The sequence below is a fragment of the Nocardia sp. NPDC020380 genome, assembly GCF_044386975.1.
Classification (GTDB): domain Bacteria; phylum Actinomycetota; class Actinomycetes; order Mycobacteriales; family Mycobacteriaceae; genus Nocardia.
In genome coordinates, this window is record NZ_JBIRVQ010000006.1 from 243,426 (window position 1) to 264,836 (window position 21,411).

General features: G+C 70.4%; 1 protein-coding gene. It reads left to right on the top strand.

The window, feature by feature from the left end; all coding sequences use genetic code 11:
- Window positions 1-15 precede the first annotated feature (15 nt).
- Window positions 16-21,405, top strand: coding sequence for a toxin glutamine deamidase domain-containing protein (locus tag ACH438_RS17950; RefSeq protein ID WP_397006449.1), 21,390 nt, complete (start codon window positions 16-18; stop codon window positions 21,403-21,405).
- Window positions 21,406-21,411: the final 6 nt, after the last annotated feature.

Here is a 21,411-nt window from a genome sequence, read left to right on the forward strand (position 1 = left end):
GTCAGGTAGCGCCGCATGGCTCTCGAGCTGCCCTCTGAACTCGAATGGCTGGGCTGGATCGTCGGGGTGCAATGGCCCGACGGCAACGAAGACCAGATGTGGGATCTGGCGAACTACTGGAAGACCGCCGCCAACGGTCTCCGCGGCCAGGTCTCGGCGATGGACGACGCCAAGTACGCGACGCTCGCGGCGTACGTGGACGGCGACGGTCGCGACGCCATGGCCAAGCAGTTCGATCTCATGGCCGGGGTCGGGGGTAAGCAGGACGGCAACACGTCCATCCTGGATCTGGCGGGCTTCTACGACCAGATCGGTGATTCGGTGCACGACACCGGCACCGAGATCGAGTCGACCAAGCTCATGTTCTATTCGTCGCTGGCCATGCTGGCGTTCGAAATGGCCGCGGCGTGGATCTTTCCGCCCACCGCGCCGGCGGCCGAGGCGGCGGCGCAGGCGGCCACCCGTGTCGCGGTGCGGATCATCGGCCGGGAGGCGGTCGAGAGAATCGCGACCTACGCCGCCAAGATGCTGGGCTCCTCGCTGGCGAAATTCATGGTGCGGCACTTCGTGCTGGACGCCGGATTGGGCGTACTGCAGGAAGCCGGCATCGAGGCGTACCAGGTGGCGGCCGGGCATCGCAGCGGCATGGACTGGGGCAAGATCGGAGTCACCGCGGTCAGTTCGGCCGCGGGTGGCGTGCTGGGCGGCAAGGTCGGCAAGGCGCTCGGCGAGCATTTCGAGAGTTCCACGATCAACCATTACCTGGCCGGTGCCATAACCGGTACCACTGCCGGGTTGGCCGGTGCGGCGGGCGGATTCGTGGCCGGTACCGCGGCTCAGTTCGGGCTCGATGCCTACCAGCACGGCTGGGGCGACGCTTTCAAGAACGCGGGCAGCGCCTTCACCAATTTCGATCCGCGCATGCTGACCGGCGGCGTCGCCAACGGTGGTCTTTCCGGGATCAATCACACTGCTTCCCATCAGTTCTGGGAGCCGCGCGTGGCCCGCATGCGCGCGGGCGTCAGCACCGACATGTCGAATGTCGGCCTCGTCCCGGATAGTCGCGGCACCGGGGATATGGCGGGAAACACCACCGGCGGGACGGACGTCGGCCACAATGGCGCGCCGAGTGGCGGCGACCTCGGTGGTGGGAGCTCGGACGGCGCGACCAGCGGCGGTTCCGATTCCGGCGGATCCAGCATGCACCCCGCCGGATACAGCGGTGACACAACCACTTCCGGACCGGATGGCCACACCGCCGGTGACGGCAGCACCGCCCGCCCCGAGGGCGGGGACCAGGGCGGCTACGGCGGCGGCTCGGATTCTCGTTCACCCGACCGCGGCGCCGAGCAGACCGACACCGGCGCGGCCGGCGGCGACCACGGCGGCCAGCCGCACTCGGCGACGGACGGCGCACCGGCCGCCGCGGGCGGCCCGGCCGATGCCGGCTCCCAGCCGCAGGCAGGAAGCCACGAAAACCCCGGTGGTGCTGTCGAATCCGGCGTCCAGGCGGGAACTCACGACGCGCCCGCGCCGAGCGTCACCGACCCGGGCAGCTCGGGTAACTCCGCTCCCGCCGAGTCCGGAAATGGTGTCGGCCCGGGGAATGCCGCCGCTCCGGCCTCGGGTCCCGGGAACTCCGCTCCGGCGTCGAGCCCGGCCGGCCAGTCCGCCGCACCTGCCGGGAATGCCAGCGGCGGCTCCTCACCGAGCTCCGCGCCGGCTGCATCCGCCGACAGCGGGGCTCGTACTACCGGCGGCAACTCGACCGACACGTCGTCGCCCGCGCCGGCCGATTCCGGCTCCACCACGCCCTCGTCCTCTGGGCCAGCCGACTCTTCCCCGAATGTCTACCCGGCGAGCGCGCCCGCCGATGCGCGCGCGGCCGTCCCCAGCGACACCGGTATGAATGCCGGCTCCGCGCCCTCGGTGTCGCACGATGCGGGGGCCGGTCCGTCCATCGCCGGCCCGGACCGCGCGGAACCCTCGATCGCCGCGTCCTCCAACGGAACTCAGGCCCCGGGTAGTGCGACTCCGGCCGCATCCGGGGGCGGGGCCACGACATCCGGTACCCCAGCGACCGGTGTTTCCCAGCACAGCGTCTCCACCGGCCCCGAAGCGCGTGGCGCCTCCGACGGTCCGCGTGCGACCCCGGACACCCGTGCGACCCCCGCTCGCGCAGGCGACGGCAGCGGCGCCCGCGCTGATGGACCGCGCGCCGATCCCGCACGCCCTCAGGGTCCGGATGCCCGCCCCACCGGCCCGGAATCCCGTCCCGCCGCAGGAGCTCAGGCTCGCGCGGCGGCGGCGGATACGGCCGCCGGCCGAACTCCCGAAGCATCCCCGCTGAAGGGTGATGCCGCGCCCGCCCATCCGGGCGCGGAAGCGCCGGTGGCACACCCGGAATCGCGTGATCCGCAACCGTCGGAAGCCGGGCGAGGCCCCGATGCGGCGCAGCCCGCCGACCCGAACACGTCCCCCGAGAGCGAAGGCCACGACTCGGCTGCACCCGCGAACGACGCGGCGGACAGCCACCCGGGTCCGGAACACGATGGGGCAGCACCGAGCTCCCGCGAGGCGGACCCGGCTGCCGAACCGAGCAGCGGTCGGGCCGGACTCGAGCCCGCCGCCGATCCGGCTGTCCGCCCGGACGCCGAACATCCTGCCGAGCAGCAGAATTCGCATGCCGATGAGCCGGAATCGGGTCGATCCGGCGATCAGCCCGAACCCGCTGCCTCTCGCGATCACGAGTCGCCCGCCGAGACCACGCGAGAACCCGAACATTCGGGCGAGGACCCCGCTGCGGCCCACGACGGGGAGCCGCACACCGATCCCGAGCCGCAGCGTGACGGTTCGACCGCCGAACATCCGTCGGAGCAGCCGGATTCCCACACACCGGAGCGTGGCGACACTGCCGATCCCGCGTCGCACGAACCGGCGGCCGGCGACGAGCCCGAGGCCGGTCGGCCGGACCGGGAGTCGGAGCCGCTCGCGAACCGCGATTCGGAGCCGGCGTCCGAAACTCCTTCGCAGCGTGACGAATCCGTTGTGGGCGGAGACGAGCCGGTTCGCGACGAGACCGATCCTGCGGCACGCCAGGGGGATTCGCCGCAGCGCGATGAATCGGCCGGGCGTCCCGATGAAGCGGTCGATCCTGCCGCGGCACGCGAGCCCGAGTCACAGGCCGAAATCGCCCCGCAGCGTGACGAATCCGTGGCGAGTGGTGCGGAGCCGGTCCGCGGTGAGACTGCTCCGGCAGAGCACGAGCACCCGGCGGAGAGCCATCCGGAGTCCGATGCGGGCGAGCCCGAGGAACGCGCACACGACGGGTCTCGACCGGACGACCGGCACGAGTCGGGTGCACCGGAGGATGGCCTGCTCGTACCGCCGATTCCGCTGGGCGATCACCCGCTCGGGCACCCCGGCGGAACCCGCGAGCATCGCGCACCGACCGGCGAGCGGCGGACCGATGCCCCCGAGGGCGGGCGCCCGGCCGAGCGCCCCACACCCGAGGCGCGCCCGGCCGGCCGCCGCGACGGTCAGCCCGCGCGCGGCGACGGCACTACCGCGCATCCGGGTTCCGTGCACGAACCCTCGGAGCACACGGAGTCGTCGCGCCCGGAAGAGGAGTCCGACCACACTGCGCCGCAGCGGGATCCGGCCACGGCGGCGGAAGCGCATCCGAACCGCGGCCGATGCGGTGAGCTCGCCCTGAAGCTGCTGCGTCAGATCACCGGCAATGATTCGATCCGAATTCCGGATCGTCGCGTCGGCCCGGAGGGCATGTCGGTATCGGAGGTCGTCGCGAAGGCGGGCGGCAAGCTGCGTCTCTTCGGCGATCACGAGGCGATCGCGGATCAGCTGCGGGAGCTGGGCCCGGGTTCGGCCGCGTTGGTGATCGACCAGTACGCCGGTCCCGCCGATGAGCACGGCGTGGGTGCACACGCCTATCTGCTGGTCAACGAGAACGGCAAGATCGTCGTGAAGGATCCGGCGGCGGGCCGCGAGCACGGCTTCCCGCCGGAGATCCCACGCGAGACCCAGGGCACGCGGGCGATCCTGTTCAACGACGATGGCAAGCCGGTGGATCCGCTCAGCGAGCAGACCCGGCACGCCCTGGAACCGAAGACTTCGGGGCACGGCCATTCGGGCGCCGCTGCGCAGCCGACCGGCATCCGTGCCGAGATCGGGCGCGCACACGACGTGGCCCGGCACGAGCTGCGGGAGGCGATCGCCAACCTGGAGCAGGTGACCGGCCTGAAGGTCACCGAATCCGATTTGGCCGCAGGCAAACTCGACGACACCATGCGGGATCTCGAAGGCAGCAAGGTGAAGGTGAAGAAGGGCGCCGACCCGCAGGCGGCCTTCACCGAACTGCGGAATGCCGCGGAGCGGTTCCACCGTACGGACAATCTCACGCGGGTGATGATCGAGGCGGATCTGGCGCACGCGGCCCAGCTCGCGCAGGCCGCCGACCCGGCACACGGACCCGCGGAACCAGTCCACGAGGAGACCCCCGCCGAGGGCGGTCGTCCCGTCCCGGCCGAGCCTCATCCGGAGTCGCCTGCGGGCGGTGAACATCCGAATAGTCAGCAGCCCAGCGAGAGTCGCCCGGACGCCCGGCGTCCCGACGAGGAGCAACCACATTCGGCCGACCGTCCGGAAGCCCCGGCCGAGGAACCTGCGCGGCCGTCGCCTGGGAAGGAAACCGCGCCCGCTGACGGTTCGGAGCGGACGCCCGCCTACGCGGAAGAGCCGAAGTCGCCCGAAGCCGCCGGTCCCGAGCATCCGCCGCGGGAAGGGCGTCCCGATACCCCGGGCGAGCTGCATGCGCAGTCGCTCGATCCGAAGGCGGCCGCACCCGCGCATGATTCGCTGCGTGAGCCGGGCCGCACCGACGGGTCTGCGGAACCGGAGCATCGTGCCGCCGATTCGCGCGCCGAGAGTGGGCACGAGATACCCGGCGGTGACCGGCACGAGAAACGGCCCGCCGACGAGCATTCCGCGACCCACGACGGCGCGCAGGAGCACCGACCCGATTGGACCTCTCAGGTCGATGACGAGTGGTCGGGCCTGGATGCGGAACATATCGTCGAGAAGCTCGAACAGACCTGGGACATAGACGTTTTCGGGTTCGATTCCGGTATTCCCGTCGAGGTGCTGCGCGAATACGCGCGTGCTGTCGACGCCATGATGGAGAAGTACCCCGCGACCAACCTGCGTTCGATCGGAATCGGGGATCTCCCCGAGGGCGTCTATGCGCGTTCGTCTCCGGAGAAGAGCAAGAATGTCGGCTGGTACGCCGAGAAGCTGACTCTCAACGCGGATCTCGCCCGCAATCCCGATGGCATGGCCCTGATGGCCCGTCTGGACGAGGGCTCGGGCCATCATGTGACGGGCGTGAGCGACCGTCCGATCTACGCGACGGTCCTGCACGAGTTCGCGCACGCCATGGACTGGACCGGCCAGGGCAAGGCCCGCCGGCGCATGATGGATGCGCTCACCCAGCACTTCGTCGCCGAGAACGGCAATATGGCCGGCTTCCGCCGCTGGCTGCAGCGAGAGCTATCGAGCTACAGCTTCGAAGGAAAGACCTCCCGCACCGAGATCCCCGAAGCCTTGGCCGAGGCCTTCACCGACGTCGAGCTCAACGGCGACAACGCCAGTACCGCCGCCAAGATCATCCACAACGTCCTCGTCGACGCCCTCACGGAACACGCCGCGACGCACCCCGCCGAGGGCGGCCCCCGAACCCGCATCGAACCCCCGGAAGGTGAAGCCCACGCCCCGGCGGTCGACCGCGAATCGGCAGGCGCACCAGGCCGTCCAGCCACCCGCGACCCGCAGGAAGCCCACAGCCCGGCAGCTACCCGTGATCCTGCCGAAGCCAGGGATGCGGCTGCGGCCCAGGATCGTTCGCCAAATGATGAGTCGAATTCCCGTACAGGGGTCGAGCTTCCGGTAGACAGCGCACCACGCGAGGAGCCCCTGCCGAGTGAGCGGCCTGGTGCGGAACGACCGGCCGAACACGAGTCCTCGGTCACTCCCGATCGGCTGGGCGAGGAGACGTCGACCGCCGAAGTCCGGCCCGCGCCCACCGACGCCGGCCGGCCCGATCGCGCGACGAATCCCCTTGCGAAGGACGAGAATCCGTCATCGGACAGGGGGCAGGAAACGCGCGGACCGGAGGAACCTCTCCCCGCGGAGCATCCGGCCGCCAGCTCGGTCCGCGGCGAGGACGCCCCGCGCGAATCCGCGTCGGCCGAACAGCGCCGTTCCGATGAAACAGACCCGCGGGAGACCCGCCCAGCCGGCGAGCAGTTGCCGGAAGGCGAGCAGCCCAGGGATTCCCGCTTCGGCAGGCGTTCCGAGCCGTCCGAGGGCGATCGTCCTGCTGCGCATCCGTCGCAGCCGCACGAGGGCGAAGCGCCGGCTCGCACGCAGCGGCCGACCGGTTACGACGACGGAAAGCCGATCCCCCCACCGGAATCGGAGCGGGGACCCCGCGTGCCCCGGGAGGAGTATCTCGCCGCGTCGCCCGAGGAGCGGCAGACCATCAACCTGCCGCTCGACGAGTGGTCGTCGAAGTCTCCTTCGGAGGTGGCCGAAGAGCTCGGCGAGCGTTGGGGATTGACGGTCACCGGGTTCGACGACACGACCGTCGAGCCGCACGTCGCACGGGAATTCGCGCGTGCCGTCGACGACATGATGCGGCGTTACCCCGCGGTCAGGAATCTGAAGCGGATCTCGATCGAGGCGATGGCGGACGACAACGTCTACGCCTTCTGCGAGCACGAGATTCCGGGGCGTTTCGAGGGCGGGTCGCGGGTTCTGAAGGCCGATGCGGTCGTGTTGAACTCGCGTTACGCACACGACTACGCGACGCTGCGGAAGGCGATCGCCGCCGAAGTGAAATCCGGTGTCACTCCGCGAGGCGCCGCCAGGCGGCCCGTGCACGCGGTGATCGTGCACGAGCTGGCCCACGTGATGGATGTCGAGGCCACCCCGGCCGGGTCGGTGCGGAATCGGCCGTCCCGGACCGCATTGCGGGTCCTGCGGGACCACTTCGAAGCGACTCGGCCCGATCTGGGCCGCAGGGAGTTCCGCGCCGCCTTCCAGGATTGGCTGGATCAGCTCAGCGGGTACAGCCGCGGCGGGTCGGAGCGGCTGGGCCGGTTGGGCCTCGGCGCCAAGTACGAGTTCCACAGCGGCGAGGCGATGGCCGAGGCGCTGCAGGAGGTCGAATACAACGGCGAGCGCGCGTCCGAGCCCGCGAAGGTACTGTACTGGCACCTCATGGACAGCATGGCCGGGCATGCGCGCATCCAGGCCGGCTATCACATGCCGCCCGAAGCGATTTCGCGGCCGACGGGCCCGAACCCGGTGGAGGAGCACGCTCCCGCCGGCCGCACCGCGCCGCCTCCGAAGATCGAGATCGCCGTCGATGAATCGCATGTCGCGGGTGCGCGACCGGAGTCGATTCCGTCGAACCTGGTGGGGGATTCATCGGATCGACCCGGCGTACAACGAGATTCGGGTCCGGTTGAGCCTCAGATCCGCCGCGGCGACGCGGAAGCCGCTGCCGAGCCGGTCGATCCGGTGAAGTCCGAGGGCGACGGTGACCAGGGCAACCCCGGCGTTCGCCAGAACAAGGCCGGGGACGGCGGCCGGAACAACTCCGGGGACGGCGGCCGGAACGAGTCCGGGGACGGCGGCCGGAACGAGTCCGGTGACAGTGGCCGGAACGAGCCGGAGGGCGGGCGCCCCGGCGATCCGGCAGCCGGTGGCTCCGGAGGCGAGCAACCGCCGACGCCACGCAACGAGGCCGGGTCGAATCCCGAGCCCGAACCGAACGGTGGCGATCACGGGACTCCGCCCGGACAGCCCGAAACCGGTGGTCCGGCAGCAGGATCCGCACCCGACAACCGGAGCCCCTGGCTGCGGCGCGAGGAGGCCATCCAGGCCGACTGGAATGCCGAGATGGAGGCGCAGAGCGCCGACTTCCTGCGTGAGATGGCCGACGGGATGTCCGAGGGCAGTCCCGAACATGCCATGCTCGAGGAACGTATCGCCGAGGCCGAGGAGCGTGCCCAGGCCGCCAGGAACGATGCGGATCGGTTGTGGGCGCAGGCCGGCGGCCGACCGGGCGAGCCGGCTCCGGATTCGAGTGCCGCGGCCCCTGGCACCGGGCCGGGTTCGACACTCCCGGATACGCAGCTGCACAACGTGTCCGGCGGCGAGGAGAACAGCTCCGGGGCCCCCACTCAGGAACTGACCTTGCCGTCGCCGGATGCGGTGCGTCCCGCCGATCCGGTCGACGCCTCGCCGGCCCTGCACGCGGTGGCCGATTACCTGGGCCGATCCGAGGCTCCGCCCAGCATTCGTGAGCACACGCCCGCCGAGGAGGCGTATGCCGGGCAGCTGATGGACGCGCTCGGTATGGAGCACCTCCTCGGTCAGCAGCGGGATCCGCTGGCCGCCATGCGCGATGTGGCCGAAAATGCCCGTGCCCATGGTGGTTTCGGTGATCCCGAAGCCGGTCTCCCGTCGCGCGCGTTGCGACCGGAGGACTTCCGTCCCCTGTCGGCCGAGGAGCGTTTCGTCTCGGGGCCGGTCGAGCGTCCCGAGGGGGAGACGTCTCCGGCACAACCGATGGAGCCCTGGTCCGAAGTGGATCACGGTCCCGCCGAAGGCGAGCCGCGCCTGTTCTCCCTGCCCGAGTTGCGGCAGGAGCTGGCCGATCGCCTGGGCCTGCGCCCCGAGGACGTCACCCCCGAGCACTTGTCCGAGCTGGCGGGTGACCTCCAGTACCGGAACCTGCTGCGCGCCGGTGGCATCGAGGCATTGAGCGATGCCGTGGACCGCCATGCCGCGTCGCCCACCCCGGAGTCGCGCGCCGCTTACGGAGCGGTCCGTGACGAGTGGGCGCGCCTGCTCGGCGTCGACCCCGAGCACCTGGCCCGTGATCCGCAGGGCACGCTGACCCGTTTGCGCGACGAAACCCTGCGCCGTGCAAACGATGTCGCCGACCTGCTGGCCGCCACCTTCCATCAGCCGGACCCGGCAGCGGGAGCGCGGCTGGTGCTGGAGGCCGATGGTCATCGGGTGCATCTCGAGGTCACCGCGGGGCCGGACGGGACACACCGGCTCGCGGTCACCGACCGCCCGGATGTGGCCTTCGAGCCGAAACCCGGTCCCCCGAAGGAGAAAGTCGGATTTCTCCGGCAGGCCTGGCGCGACTTCAAGGGCTACAAAGGCCAGTATCCCAAGTACATGTCGGGCTACGAACACGGCGACGGCGAGGGACAAGCCGACGTGCTCAAGGGCGCCGCGCACCTGCTCGGTCACGACTTCCCCACCGAGGTGGAAGTGGATCCGAACGAACACCTCGCCCCGGGGCAGAAGCCCGCGACGACGGAGTTCATGCCGGAGGCGCCCTTCGCCCGCATGATCAAGGAGAGCGCCACCATCTGGAAGGTGCGGGAGCGGATGCCGTTCCTGAAGCGCTGGACCAGCCGTGTCGCGGACATCGCCGCGGATGTCGTGCCCATGCGCGACCGCCGCGGCGTCGAGTACGAACCCTGGTTCTCCGAGGCGGATCCCGGACTCCGCGCCGCGAACGAGACCAGCTTGCGCCTGGGCGGCATGCCCACCGAAGCGGACTATATCCGCGAACGCGAGCAGCAAACGTCGGCGCTCCCCTCCGGCTCGCAGGTCCCGGAGCTGCCGGCCCCGCCGGAACACCATTGGGCTTCGAACTTGCCCGAGCCCGTGGCGCACGCGATCGAGGCTCGCGATGCCGCGCTGAGCGATCTGGCCCGCCTGGCTGCCGAACACGGGTACGTACTGTCCGACGACTCCCCGGCCGCGCTGCGCCGCGTGGTCGTCGACGAGGCGTACCAGCTGATCCGCCGAGCCGGTGCGATCGAGGCCCTGAACCATGTCGCGCATGAGTACAACGAGGTGGAGGCGAAGGTCCCCGCCCGGCCGGTCGCCTTCAAGGACAAGAATCCGCTGGGCCGCTTCGTCCGTGAGGTCCACGAGGTCAAGGAGCTGGAGCGCCGGCAGGCGCAAGCCGACCGGCGGCGGGAGAAATACGGTGCCGCGCCGGATGATCCGTCGAAGAGATTCCAGCCGAAGCCGCCTCGGAAGACCTTCCTGGACGCGGTCGGCACCAATAACAACGGCGAGTGGGCGAGGCACTTCGACGATGCCGACGAAGGCTTCCGGCAGAGCGAGCGGGGTGATCTGTTCCAGGACGCCCTGAAGCGAGATCAGCTCGCAGAGGAGCGGTCGAACTGGGCGCAGTTGCTCGGTATTGGTCTGGACGAACTCGGCCCGAGCCAGGCCGAACTCGACCGCACCATTGCCGCGCACCGGATGGAGGTGCGGGACGCGCGTGACCATCTGAATGAATTGTCCGCTGCGATAGAGCATTTCATCGAGCTGGACAATGCTTCGAAGCAGCAGGGCCGCGAGCTGGTCGACGGCACGGCGCACGACTGGATGGACGCCAACGGCGGTGCCATGCTGGAGTCCGGGATCGGGGTACGCCCGGGCGAGCTCCTCGACAAGCCGAACCGTCTGGTCGTGATCAGCGGTGACGACGACCACCACGCCCGTCTGGCGGAAGCCCTCACCAAGTATCCGGAACTCGCCGGCATGCTCAATCGCGGTGAGCTGCACCTGGATTACCGCACCGTCGGCATGAACGACGACGGCGTACTGCACGTCGTCGACGAGGCCACACCGCAGGTCCGCTTCGCGAATCTGGAACCGGGCGGCGACCGCGCCCCGGTGCTCATGGTGCGCGGCGACCAGGGCACCTGGGATGTCGTCCAACCCGAGCCGAGGCACGTCACACCTGAGCCCGAGACGCCCGTTCAGAGTGAAACGCCGAGTGCGCCACGCGATCCGGCCGTGGTGCGCGCCGAGCGCAATGCGGTCGCGGCCCGCCTCGAAGGTGCCTCCCGGATGGACTTGGGCGAGCACCTCGAGGAGACCATCGCCGCACTACGCCAGGACAATATGTTGCGAGCCGCGCAGATCGAGGGCGCGGCGGACTACATGCGCAGCAGTGACGCGATCGAGAAATTCCACAAGCTGAGCGACAACCTCGGCGATCTGGGGCATGTGCTGGGCATCGACCCTGAGCGGATGTCGCCGCAGCGCGTGGGCGAGGCGATCGCCGATCCGAAGCTGAAGCGCGCACGTCGCGCGCAAGCCATCGGCGACCTGGTGGACTACGCGAAGGAGCTGACCAAGACCGATAAGGCTGCGGGGATCGCGGCGCGGGACCGGCTGGCGCGGCGGCTCGGCGTGGAGCCGAAAGATCTGTACGGGCCCAAGTACAAGAAGAGCGAGATCAAGCCGGAGATCATCGGGTACGGGCCGGATCCCGCCAGCACCCACAAACCCGCGCTATTGCGTGCCGTCAAGGCTGCGCTGGGTCGTGAGGGGGAACGCCCGCACGTGGCCGCGGCGCTCGCCGAGTACGCGCACGCACTGGGCGCCATCGATCCGTACCACCCGGACCTGCGCTTCGATCCGAGTACCGATCCGCGCGCGGCCGACGGCGTCGTGCCCATCCATCCGGGGTCCGCGCCGGAACTGTTGCACAGTCTGTTGAGCGAAACCGTCGGTGAGCACCCGCTTTCCGGGAACCCCTCACAGGCGACCGGTGTGTGGTCGCATCTGCTCGGCGTGGACGTCAACGATATCGACCGCATGGTCAAGTCCTATGACGAGCAGCTGCCCGACTTGCAGGACCGGATGTCGCCGGATCAGATGCGAAAGGCGTTGCAGTCACTGCCGGAGCCGCTCCCACCCGAGAAGCCCCTGCCGAAGCACGCCACACCGGCGGAGGTCGCAGAGGCGAAGGCCGCGCGCGAGAAAGTCGTGCAGGCGCACCTGGACGCGGTGCGGGTGACCTACGCCGAGTACGTGATGGGTATGGATCCCGAACATCGCCCGTTGTCGGTGGGTGATGTCGTCGATCTGGTCCAGGGTGTCAGAGATGCCCGCTTCGCCGACGTCTACGAGATCTACCGCGACGGCGAGATCGAAACGGAGGAGCGGCCCAAACCGGACGACCTCGCGAAGATGCTCGACGACATGCGCGCTGAGGTCCGCGCCCGCGAGGCCGATATCAACGACCTGCAGCGGCTGGCCGCCGAGCACCACGCGCTCACTTCCACGCCGGAACCACCTGCGCCACAACGGAGTCCGCTCGAGGCGGCGGGTGATGTGGTCGAGGCCCGTCAGGAGCGGGACTCGGCCCGCAACCGACTCGACGCCGCTCTGGGCCGGATCGACACCGGCTCGGACCGGCCGCTGCGCGAGGGTGACCTGAGCCCGCAACGGCTGCCCAGCACGCTCGAATACCTGGCCACCCGCGCCAGCGAAGACGGGGGCCATCTGCTCAATTCCGAGCAGCACCTCCAGGATCTGGCGCACGCGGCGACCGAGTTCAACGCGGCGGATGCACGGGTGAACGACCACGAGGCGCAGCTGCGCGCGGCCGTCGAAGCCGCCGATGACACGCCGGCCGAGGTATGGCAGCGCGAAGTTGACAGTGCGCGAGCCGATCTGGTGGCCGCGGCGGCCGATGCGCCGGGGACCTGGCCCGAGCACGCCGATCAGATCGTCGGCCAGTTCGACCGGCTCTCGCGCGGGGCCGATCACAACGGTCTGGTGCTCGACCCCGAGCTCGATCCGCTGCGCGAGGCCGTGAGCCGCTACCAGACCGCCCTGGACTTCCAGGGCGCGGTGCGGCCCGAGCCGATCGAGGCGGTCCGTACCGGCGAATCGCCGCAGGCGCAGGCCGAGCGCGAACTGCGGTACGCCGGGCAGGACGCCGACATCGCCAAGCTGGCTGTGGAGTCGGGCATGATGGGCCTCCCGCTCACCGAGTCCGACCTCACCCGTGACTGGATCGCCGCCACCCGAGCACAATTCGGCGACATCCCGCGCGATCAGCTCACGCCCGACCAGCGCAGCCGCCTCGACCTGGCCGACTACGCCGAACACTATCTCGACAAGCAGGAGCACGTCGCCCGCTGGCAGGCCCAGCTCGACCGCCTCGCCGCCGATGCTCGCAACGCGACCGACACGCCCCGGGCCGCCGCGACCCGCGCCGTCGCGGCCGCCCGCCCCGAACTGCAGACCGCCATACGCGACCTGTTCGAAGCGACCGGCCTGCCGACCGACGAATCCCGGCTAACCGGCCCCGGATTCCGCGATGCCATCACCGAGCTGGAAGGCCAGACCATCCGCCGTAACAACGGCGACCCGGCCACCGCCTTCGGAAAGCTCCGCACCGCGGCGGAAAACTGGAACCGCGCAACAGATTTCGCCGCCTGGGTCGAGGAACACCTCGCCGGCAACAAGCCAGGAGGCGGCCCGGGCGGCAGCTCTGGCGACGACGGGGGCCCCAAGCCGCCCCCACCGCCGCCCGACGGCTCCGGCGGATCCGGCGCCGAGCCCGGCTCCGGCGGCTCCGGTGGCAAGGATCCCGGTGGCAACGGCTCCGGCGCAAAGGAACCCGACTCCGGCGAACCGGATCCCGGCGGATCCGGCGGCAAGTCCGGCTCCGGCGGCTCCGGCAAGGGCTCCGGCGGCAACGGCACCGACCCTGGCTCTGGAGCAGGCACCCCCGACCCCGAAGAACCTTCGGGCAGTTCAGGACCAGGCGGCAACGCGGGCTCCGATGACCCGACCGTCGAGCTCGAACACGGCTCGGCTCCCGCAGGTTCGGAAGACCCGACCCTCGAACTCCCGCCTGGCTCTGTCCCAGCAGGTTCCGAGGATCCCACGCTCGAACTTCAGCATGGTTCGGGTCCCGTGGGCGCCACCGATCCGACCGTGGAGCTCCCGCCGCGATCGACCCCGTTGGGCTCCGAGGATCCCACCCTGGAACTGCCCGATGGGTCGGGTCCGGAGGGCTCGGGCGATCCGACAATCGAACTGCCGCCGAAGGGTTCTGGCGATCCGACGGCTGAGTTGCCGCAGGGCTCGGGTCCTGCGGGTTCAGGGGAACCGACGGTTGAACTCGAGCATGGCTCGGGTCCTGCCGGTGCGGGTGATCCGACGGTCGAGTTGCCGCCGCCCGATCCTGACGGTGCGCATGGCGGGGGCGGGGCTGGGTCGTCTTCCGAGGCGCCGACTGTCGAGTTGCGGCGTCCGGGTGGTGAGCCGGAGTCGGTGAATCCGGCGGTGGCCTCGCCGACGCTGAAGGCTGTGGCGGACTTCCTGGCGGATGCGCCGCTCGAGCACAATGCGCGTCAGCGCAGCCCTGAGGAGCTCGCTTATCTGGCCAAGCTGGCCGATGGGCTGGGCATGGTCGAGCCGTTGTCGAAGCGTCCGGACGCGCTCGCCTCGCTGCAGGAAATGGCCGAGATGGCCAAGGCGCGCGGCTTTTTCGGCGATCCGGATACTGGCGCCGGGCCCGGGTCCATGCGGGGTGCGGAGGACTACCGCCCGCTCACGTTCGACGAGCGTTATGCCGGTGAGGAGCCTTGGCGCTCCGAGGTCGACCCGCGCGAGCTGGCCGCCATCGAGGCGGAGCATCGTGCCCTGGGGCTCGACGATCGCCTGCGGCAGGCCGAGGCAGCCGAGACCGCTGCCGCCCGGCCGGCACTGGACCAGAATGCTTCTCACCCCGGCGCGGCGCGCGATCTGCCGCTCGCACCGTGGTCGGATCCCACGCATCAGCCGGGCGGTCAGCCCCGCGCCATGACGCTCGACGAGATGCGTCAGGACATCGCCACCCGCCTCGGCCTGTCCGATGCCGATCTCACGAAGGCGCGCCTACCGGAGGTCGCGGGCGAGCTGCAATACCGGAACATGTTGCGCGCCGGTGCGATCGAGGCCCTCGACGATGCTGCCGCCCGCCACGATGCGGCGACCGATCCGCTGGAGCGCGCGCAGCTGGCCGCCGTCCGGGACGAGTGGGCGCGTCTGCTCGGTGTCGACCCCGATCGGCTCGTCCCCGAGCATCGCGCGGCGACGCTGGCCGGCCTGCGTGACGAAACCGTCCGCCGTGCAAACGATGTCGCGGACCTGATGGCGGCGACCTTCCACGAGCCCGACCCGTCCGCGCCCCAGCGTCTGGTCCTCGAGGTCGACGGCGAGCGCGTCCACGTCACCGTCCGCACCGACGCCGACGGCACCCGCCACCTGGAACCGGCTGCCCGCCCGGACCTGCCGGGCGACCGTCTCCCGGCCGTGAAACAGCAGGTCCGCCCGCCGTTCCTGCGCCGGCTGTGGGACTTCGTGCGTGGCGGATTCAAGGGCCAGTACCCGAAGTACGCCTCGGGTTCGGGTCTCGACGGCACCGGTCAGAAGGAGATCATCAATGAGATCGGCGGCTGGCTGCACAACGACTTCCTGCACCATCTGGGCATAAATCCGTCCCGGCTCGGCAAGGAGTTCGCCACCTTCTGGAAGGCGCGCGAGAACCTGCCGTTCGTCAATCACCTGACCGCGCGGGTTCCTGACGTGGCGTCCGAGGCCGTGCCCATGCGCACCCGCGACGGCGGCGAGTACCAGCCTTGGATCAGCGAGGTGGATCCCGCGACAGTGGCGCGGGCGGCCGAGGACCTGCGCCTGGCCGGGATCGACCAGGAAAGCCCGGTGACTGCAGGTCAGCGGCCGGGCACCGATCCGGGCACCGATCCCGCCGCGGTCACCCAGCGTGAGCCCCTGCCGCAGCTACCGTCCGGCGAGCACACGGCCGTATCCTCCGGACATACCGGCGCACAGCCGGATCCGGCGGCAGCCCACCCAGCGCAGCATCAACCGGCCTCGCGGGACGCGTTGCCGAAGACCCTCGCCGACGGACTCGATGCCCGCGACGCAGCGCTCCAGGAAGTGCTGAATCAGGCTGCGCGCCAGGGCATCGACGTGCGCACGGCCGATCCTGCGACCTTGCGTCGCCTGGTCGACGAGTCCGCGTACGTGATGCTGCGCCGGGCGGGCGCGATCGAGGCGCTGGCCGACGTCGCGCTGCGCTACAACACCGAGCACGCGCGGGTCCCCTTCCTCGACAGCATCAATTTCTTCGACAAGGATCCGCTCGGCCGGTACCTGCGTGAGCTGGTGCACAGCGATCCGACCCGGGTGGAGGGACTGCTCGGCAAGGCGGCGCGCAAGCTCGGGCTGTTCGGTAAGGACGATCCGCTTTCGAGCTTCCTGGATTGGGAGGGCACACCCAACGGCGGCGAGCCGGCCCGCAATTTCGACGATCTGTCCCCGGACGAGCTGGATACCCGCAAGGAGGGCGTGCTCTTCAAGAGCGCCCTCGAGCGCGACCAGATTCGTGAGGAGCGTTCGAACTGGGCGCAGCTGCTGGGTGTCGGTATCGATGATCTGAGCCAGGAACGGCTGGGGCATACCGTTTCCGAATTGCGGATGGCGGTGCGTGAGCATGCCGCCCAGGTCGCCGATCTGGGCCGTGTCGTCGACGACTACCTGCGTGCCGACGACCAGGTCCGCAGCACGGCAACCGATCTCGCCGACGATGCGGCACGATCCTGGGCGAACGAAGAAGGTGGCGCGCCACTCGACAACGGCATCGCCATCCTGCCGGGTGAACCGCCGCGCCTCACCGTGATTCGCGCCGACGGCGAGCATGCCCGGGCGCTCGCCGACTATCTCGCCGAGCACCCCGAGATCGGCCGCCAGCTCAATGACGGCCGGCTGCGCCCCGATTTCCGCACGGTCACCATGGATGACCAGGGCCGCCTGAGCGTCGTGGCGGAGCACACCCCCGAGGTGCGCTTCCACGAGCCCGAAGTGAACGGCGAGCAGGTCCAGGCCACCACGGTGCGCGATCATCCGGCGGACCACTGGCGGGTCGTCGAGCACACGCCCGCGGATCCGGTCCCGCACGAAGCGCCCGAGCCGCCACGCTCGCTGGCCGAATTGCGCACCGCGCGTGATGAGCTGGCGAAGAAGATGGCCGTGTACCGGGAGGACCTCACTCCCGACAAGCTGGCCGACACCATCAAGGCCCTGCAGCACGACAATGCACTGCGCGCCGCGCAGATCGAGGGCGCCGCCGACTTCATGCGCAGCAGCGACAGCATCGAGTCGTTCAACGACCTGAACGATGCCCTGCAGCAGCTGTCGAACCGGCTGGGTCTGGACCCGGCCGAGCTGAGCCCCGAGAAGATGGTCGAGGCGCTGACCGATCCGGGCATGCGCAATGTGCGCCGCCTGCAAGCGGTTCAGGATCTGGTCGGGTACGCGTCCACCCTGCGCGGTGTGGACGAGCCGGCCGCGCTGGCCGCCCGCGACCGGCTGGCGGAGCGGCTCGGCATCGAACCCGCGGACCTGTACTCCGACAAGTACAACAAGGTCGCTGATCGGTTCGAGCCCGACCGCAAGAGCATCGCGGCGCCCGCACTGCTGCGGGCGATCAACGACATGATGCACCGCTCGCTCGAACGGCCGGAACTGGTGGCCGCGTTGACCGAGTACGCGCACACCCTCGGCGGTATCGACCCGTTCCACGAGAACATGCGGTTCGATCCGAACACCGATCCGCGCGTGGCCGAGGGCGAGTTGCCCATCCGGGACGCGGCCGCGGTCGCGGCGTTGCGCGACTTCAACCACGAATTGATCGGTGAGGCACCGAGTTCGGACGATCCGTCGCTCGCGGGTTCGGCCTGGGCGAAGCTCCAGGGCCTGGAACTCGGCGACGATCCGAAGCGCTGGGCCAAGGCCTACGAGGCCTACCGGGACGGCAAGATCGAGAAGTTCGAGCGCCCGGACGACGCCCAGACCCAGGCGAACGTCGACGAGCTGCGGGCCGCGGTACGAGATCGCGCCGCCGAGATCGCGGCGTTGCAGCGGCTCGCGCAGGAATACAACGACATCACCACCGCGTCGCGGCCCGAGCGCCCGCCGGTCCGCCCGACCGTGGCCGCGGCCGAACTGGACAGCGCGCGAACGGCGTTGGAGTCCGCGGGTAACAGTCGCGACTACGCGCTGTCCCGCATCACGCACCCGGACGCGCACGAGCCACATCTCGAGGGTGCTCCGGGCCGCCGGGTCGATGCCCGGGATCTGACACCCGGCCGGTTGGCCGCCACGATCGAACACCTCGAACAGTTGCCCGTTCACGAGGCCGTGCGGCCTCACCATGAGGCCATGGTCGCCGAACTGCGCACGGCCGCCGAGCATTACAACGACGCGGACGCCAGGGTTCACGCTGCCGAGCGGCAGCTGGACCACTCGCTGATGGCCGGCGCCCGCCCGGATGAACCGCCGGTCGACACCTTGCGCCGCGAACTCGACCAGGCCGTCCGTGACCGCAAGCGCGCCATGCAGGGCGTGCGGGTCAACGAATCAGATCTGACGCCCGAGCATTTCCGCAATGCGCTCGACGAGGCCGCGCAGCACGCGCGCACACCCCAGGAGCAGGCTGCGGCGACGCCGCTCATCCACCGTCTGCACGACGCGACGGTGCGGGTGCATCAAATCCAGGAGCTCATCGCCGGTCACGAGGCAGCCGCCGAGGCGCACGCCCGCGCCGCCGAGTCCCCGCTGGACGCTGCCCGCCGGGAATCTCGTGCGGCGCAACAGGAACTGCGTGCGGCCCTGGCCGATGAGGCCGAGTCGGCCGCTACTCCACCGAAGTCGGGCAGCGCCGCGGATATCGCGGCTCGCCTCGATGCCTTGCGCGCAGCGGGCGAGCGGGTCGAGCAGGCCAAGGCCGCCGCCGGTCCGTGGTCGGACGAGCTGAAGCGACTCTGGGCCGCCGAGCAGCGGGCCGCCGTCACTCCGCACGAGGCCGCGGCCTCGTGCCGCGATGCTGCCCGCGCCGCCCTCGAACAGGCCATCGTGAAATTCCGCGCGGCAACCGAGTTGCCTGTCGCCGCGATCGATCTCACCCCCGACAAGATCGAGCCCACCTTCGAGTATCTGGAGGGCAAGACCGTCCTGGCGAACGGCCCCGGCAGCGGCACCGCTTTCGAGGACCTGCGCCGCGCGGCCGAGGAATCCCATCGCGCCGACGCCCTCGCCCGCTGGGTCGACGAGAACGTCCCGCGCCCCGGCGACCCCGCCACCGGCTCGACTTCTGGCGCCCGGGGCCCGGAAACCGATAATGGCGACCCGAATTCGGGCACGGACGGATCCGGGCCGGACGGCAACGGGTCCGATCCCGCCGCGGGCGGTGGCCCGAAGCCGGACACCGGCTCCGGCGACGGCGCGGCCGAAACCGGACCCGACCCCGATTCCGTTGTCACCCATGTTCTCTCCACCGGCGAGACCCCCGATGTGCACGGCGCGGTGCTGTACGAAGGCAATCTGCCACCCAACGACGACGCGCTCTACCGCGGCATCCCACGTCTGCTGCCCGACGGCACGGTCAACCCGGCCTACCTCCAGGGACTGCAGGGCATCGTGCCGGCGCGCGGCGAGCTCGACCTCGACTACGAGGGCCACACCTCGCATCTGGGAGAGCAGAGCGACGCCACCTCGTGGACCAGAAACCCCAAGGTGGCAGAGGTTTTCGCGCACGGTGACGGCCTGATCATGGAGTGGCGTACGGGCGCGCCCCCCGAAGGCGCCGGCTGGCGCTTCAAGCCGATCTACGACCTCCCCGACGAGTTCAGCCAGGTCCTGATCCAAGGCACCCTCACCGACGCCCGCGCGGTGCGCTACCTTCCCGAGCCGGCGCTTCCCGCCCCGGCTCCGGTCCCGGACGGGGAGCCATCGGCCCCGCGGAACGAGCCGGAGGTGCCGAGCGCGAACCGGATACCCGGCGGCGCTACGCAATCCGGCCACCCGGACGGCGAGGAGCCGAATTCCGTAGTGCCGGAGGCCGATCCGAGCGAGCAGACGCCCGATCATTCGTCCGGTGGCAAGACGCCGCCGGTCGTCCGGCCAGAGCCTGAGTCGCCGACCGGCGCGGTGCCCCCGGACAGCGGCGACGACGATTCGGCGAAGCACGGCACCACCGCGGGCAAGATGCTGCCGCCCAAGGCTTCCGGGGCTTCGGGCGAGGGCACGGTTCCGCCCGCCGATCCGGCTTCAGGTGGGACCGGTGCTGGTGCCGGCGGAGCGACCGGCGAGGGTAAGCCGGGTTCCGACGGCAGTGGAACCGACCCCGGGGCCGGCACGAAGGCTGTGCCGGATCCGGATCGATCGGGGCTGAACTGGGAGCATGTGCGGTCGCATCTGCCCAAGGTGCCCCGGGAGTTCGATCCGCAGTTCCCGCAGTACACGCCACAGCCGTCGCAGGAGGCGGCGCCGTGGTCGCTGCCGCCGGACGCGAATCCACCGCAGCCGCCGAACCCACCGCAGCCGCCGAATCCGATCGGGCCCGGCGGACCTGGCGGATCGCCGTATCCGCAGGATCCCGGGATGCCTGGCGGCGGGATGCCCGGTGCCGGAATGCCGGCACAGCCGCAACCGCCGGTGCTGCCGCAGCCCCCGGTGATCCCGCCCTACCCGATGCCGCCGGGTGGTTCGTATCCAGGCGTTCCGACGCCACCGGACCCGGGCCGGCCGGGTGGTCAGATGCCACCGAACGGTCAGCAGCCGTGGGATTCGTGGCCCGGTTCGCCGCAGGATCCAGGTGGTTCGCCGCAGTGGCCCAACGGATCTCAGCAGTGGCCCAACGGGTCGCAGCAGCCGCCGAACGGTGCTCCGCAGTGGCCGGGTTCGCCCGACGGCCGGAATTCGGGCTACCCGGGTTCGCCGTCGGCTCCGGGCGGGATGCCGCACGGGCCGGGTGGCCCGGGCGCGCCCGGCGGACCCAACGGTGCGCCGCCGCAAAGTCCGAACGGCGCACCGGGCTGGAACGGCTCGCCGGACTACCCGTCCGGTGGCTATGGCGATGGCACGAACGGCCATGGCACGAATGGGGCGTCCGGCGCTCCGGGCGGATTGCCCGGCGGCCCGATGGGTAGTGGCGCTCCGGGCGGGCAATCGCAAGGCGGGGCGAATGGCGGTCGTGCGAAGGGCGGCAACCGTTTCCCGCGCGCATCGGGTCCGGCGTCGTCCGGCACCGGTGTGTTCTTGCGGTCGCATTCCGGTTTCGGTGAGTTCGCCATGCTGAATCCGCTGACCGGTGAACTGAACTCGGTTCCGGTGGGTGCGGGTTCACTGGCGGGTGTCTACGACGACCTGGACGGTCTGCGGGTGATCCTCTACCGGGATCAGCAGGCCGGGCTGGTGTTGCGGGTGGGCGATCAGGCCTTCGAGGTGGATCGGCTGGGCGCGGATGTGCACTGGGAGCGCACTCAGCAGGGCTTCAATCGCCTGCTGGTCGGGGTGGGTGGCGCCGCACAGTGCGAGGTCCGGTATCGCACCGTCCCGCAGGATGCCGACCTGGGTCTGCTGATTCGCGATGTGCTGTCGGATCCGGCGCGGCGGGCGGGAATCTTCGGGTGAATCGTG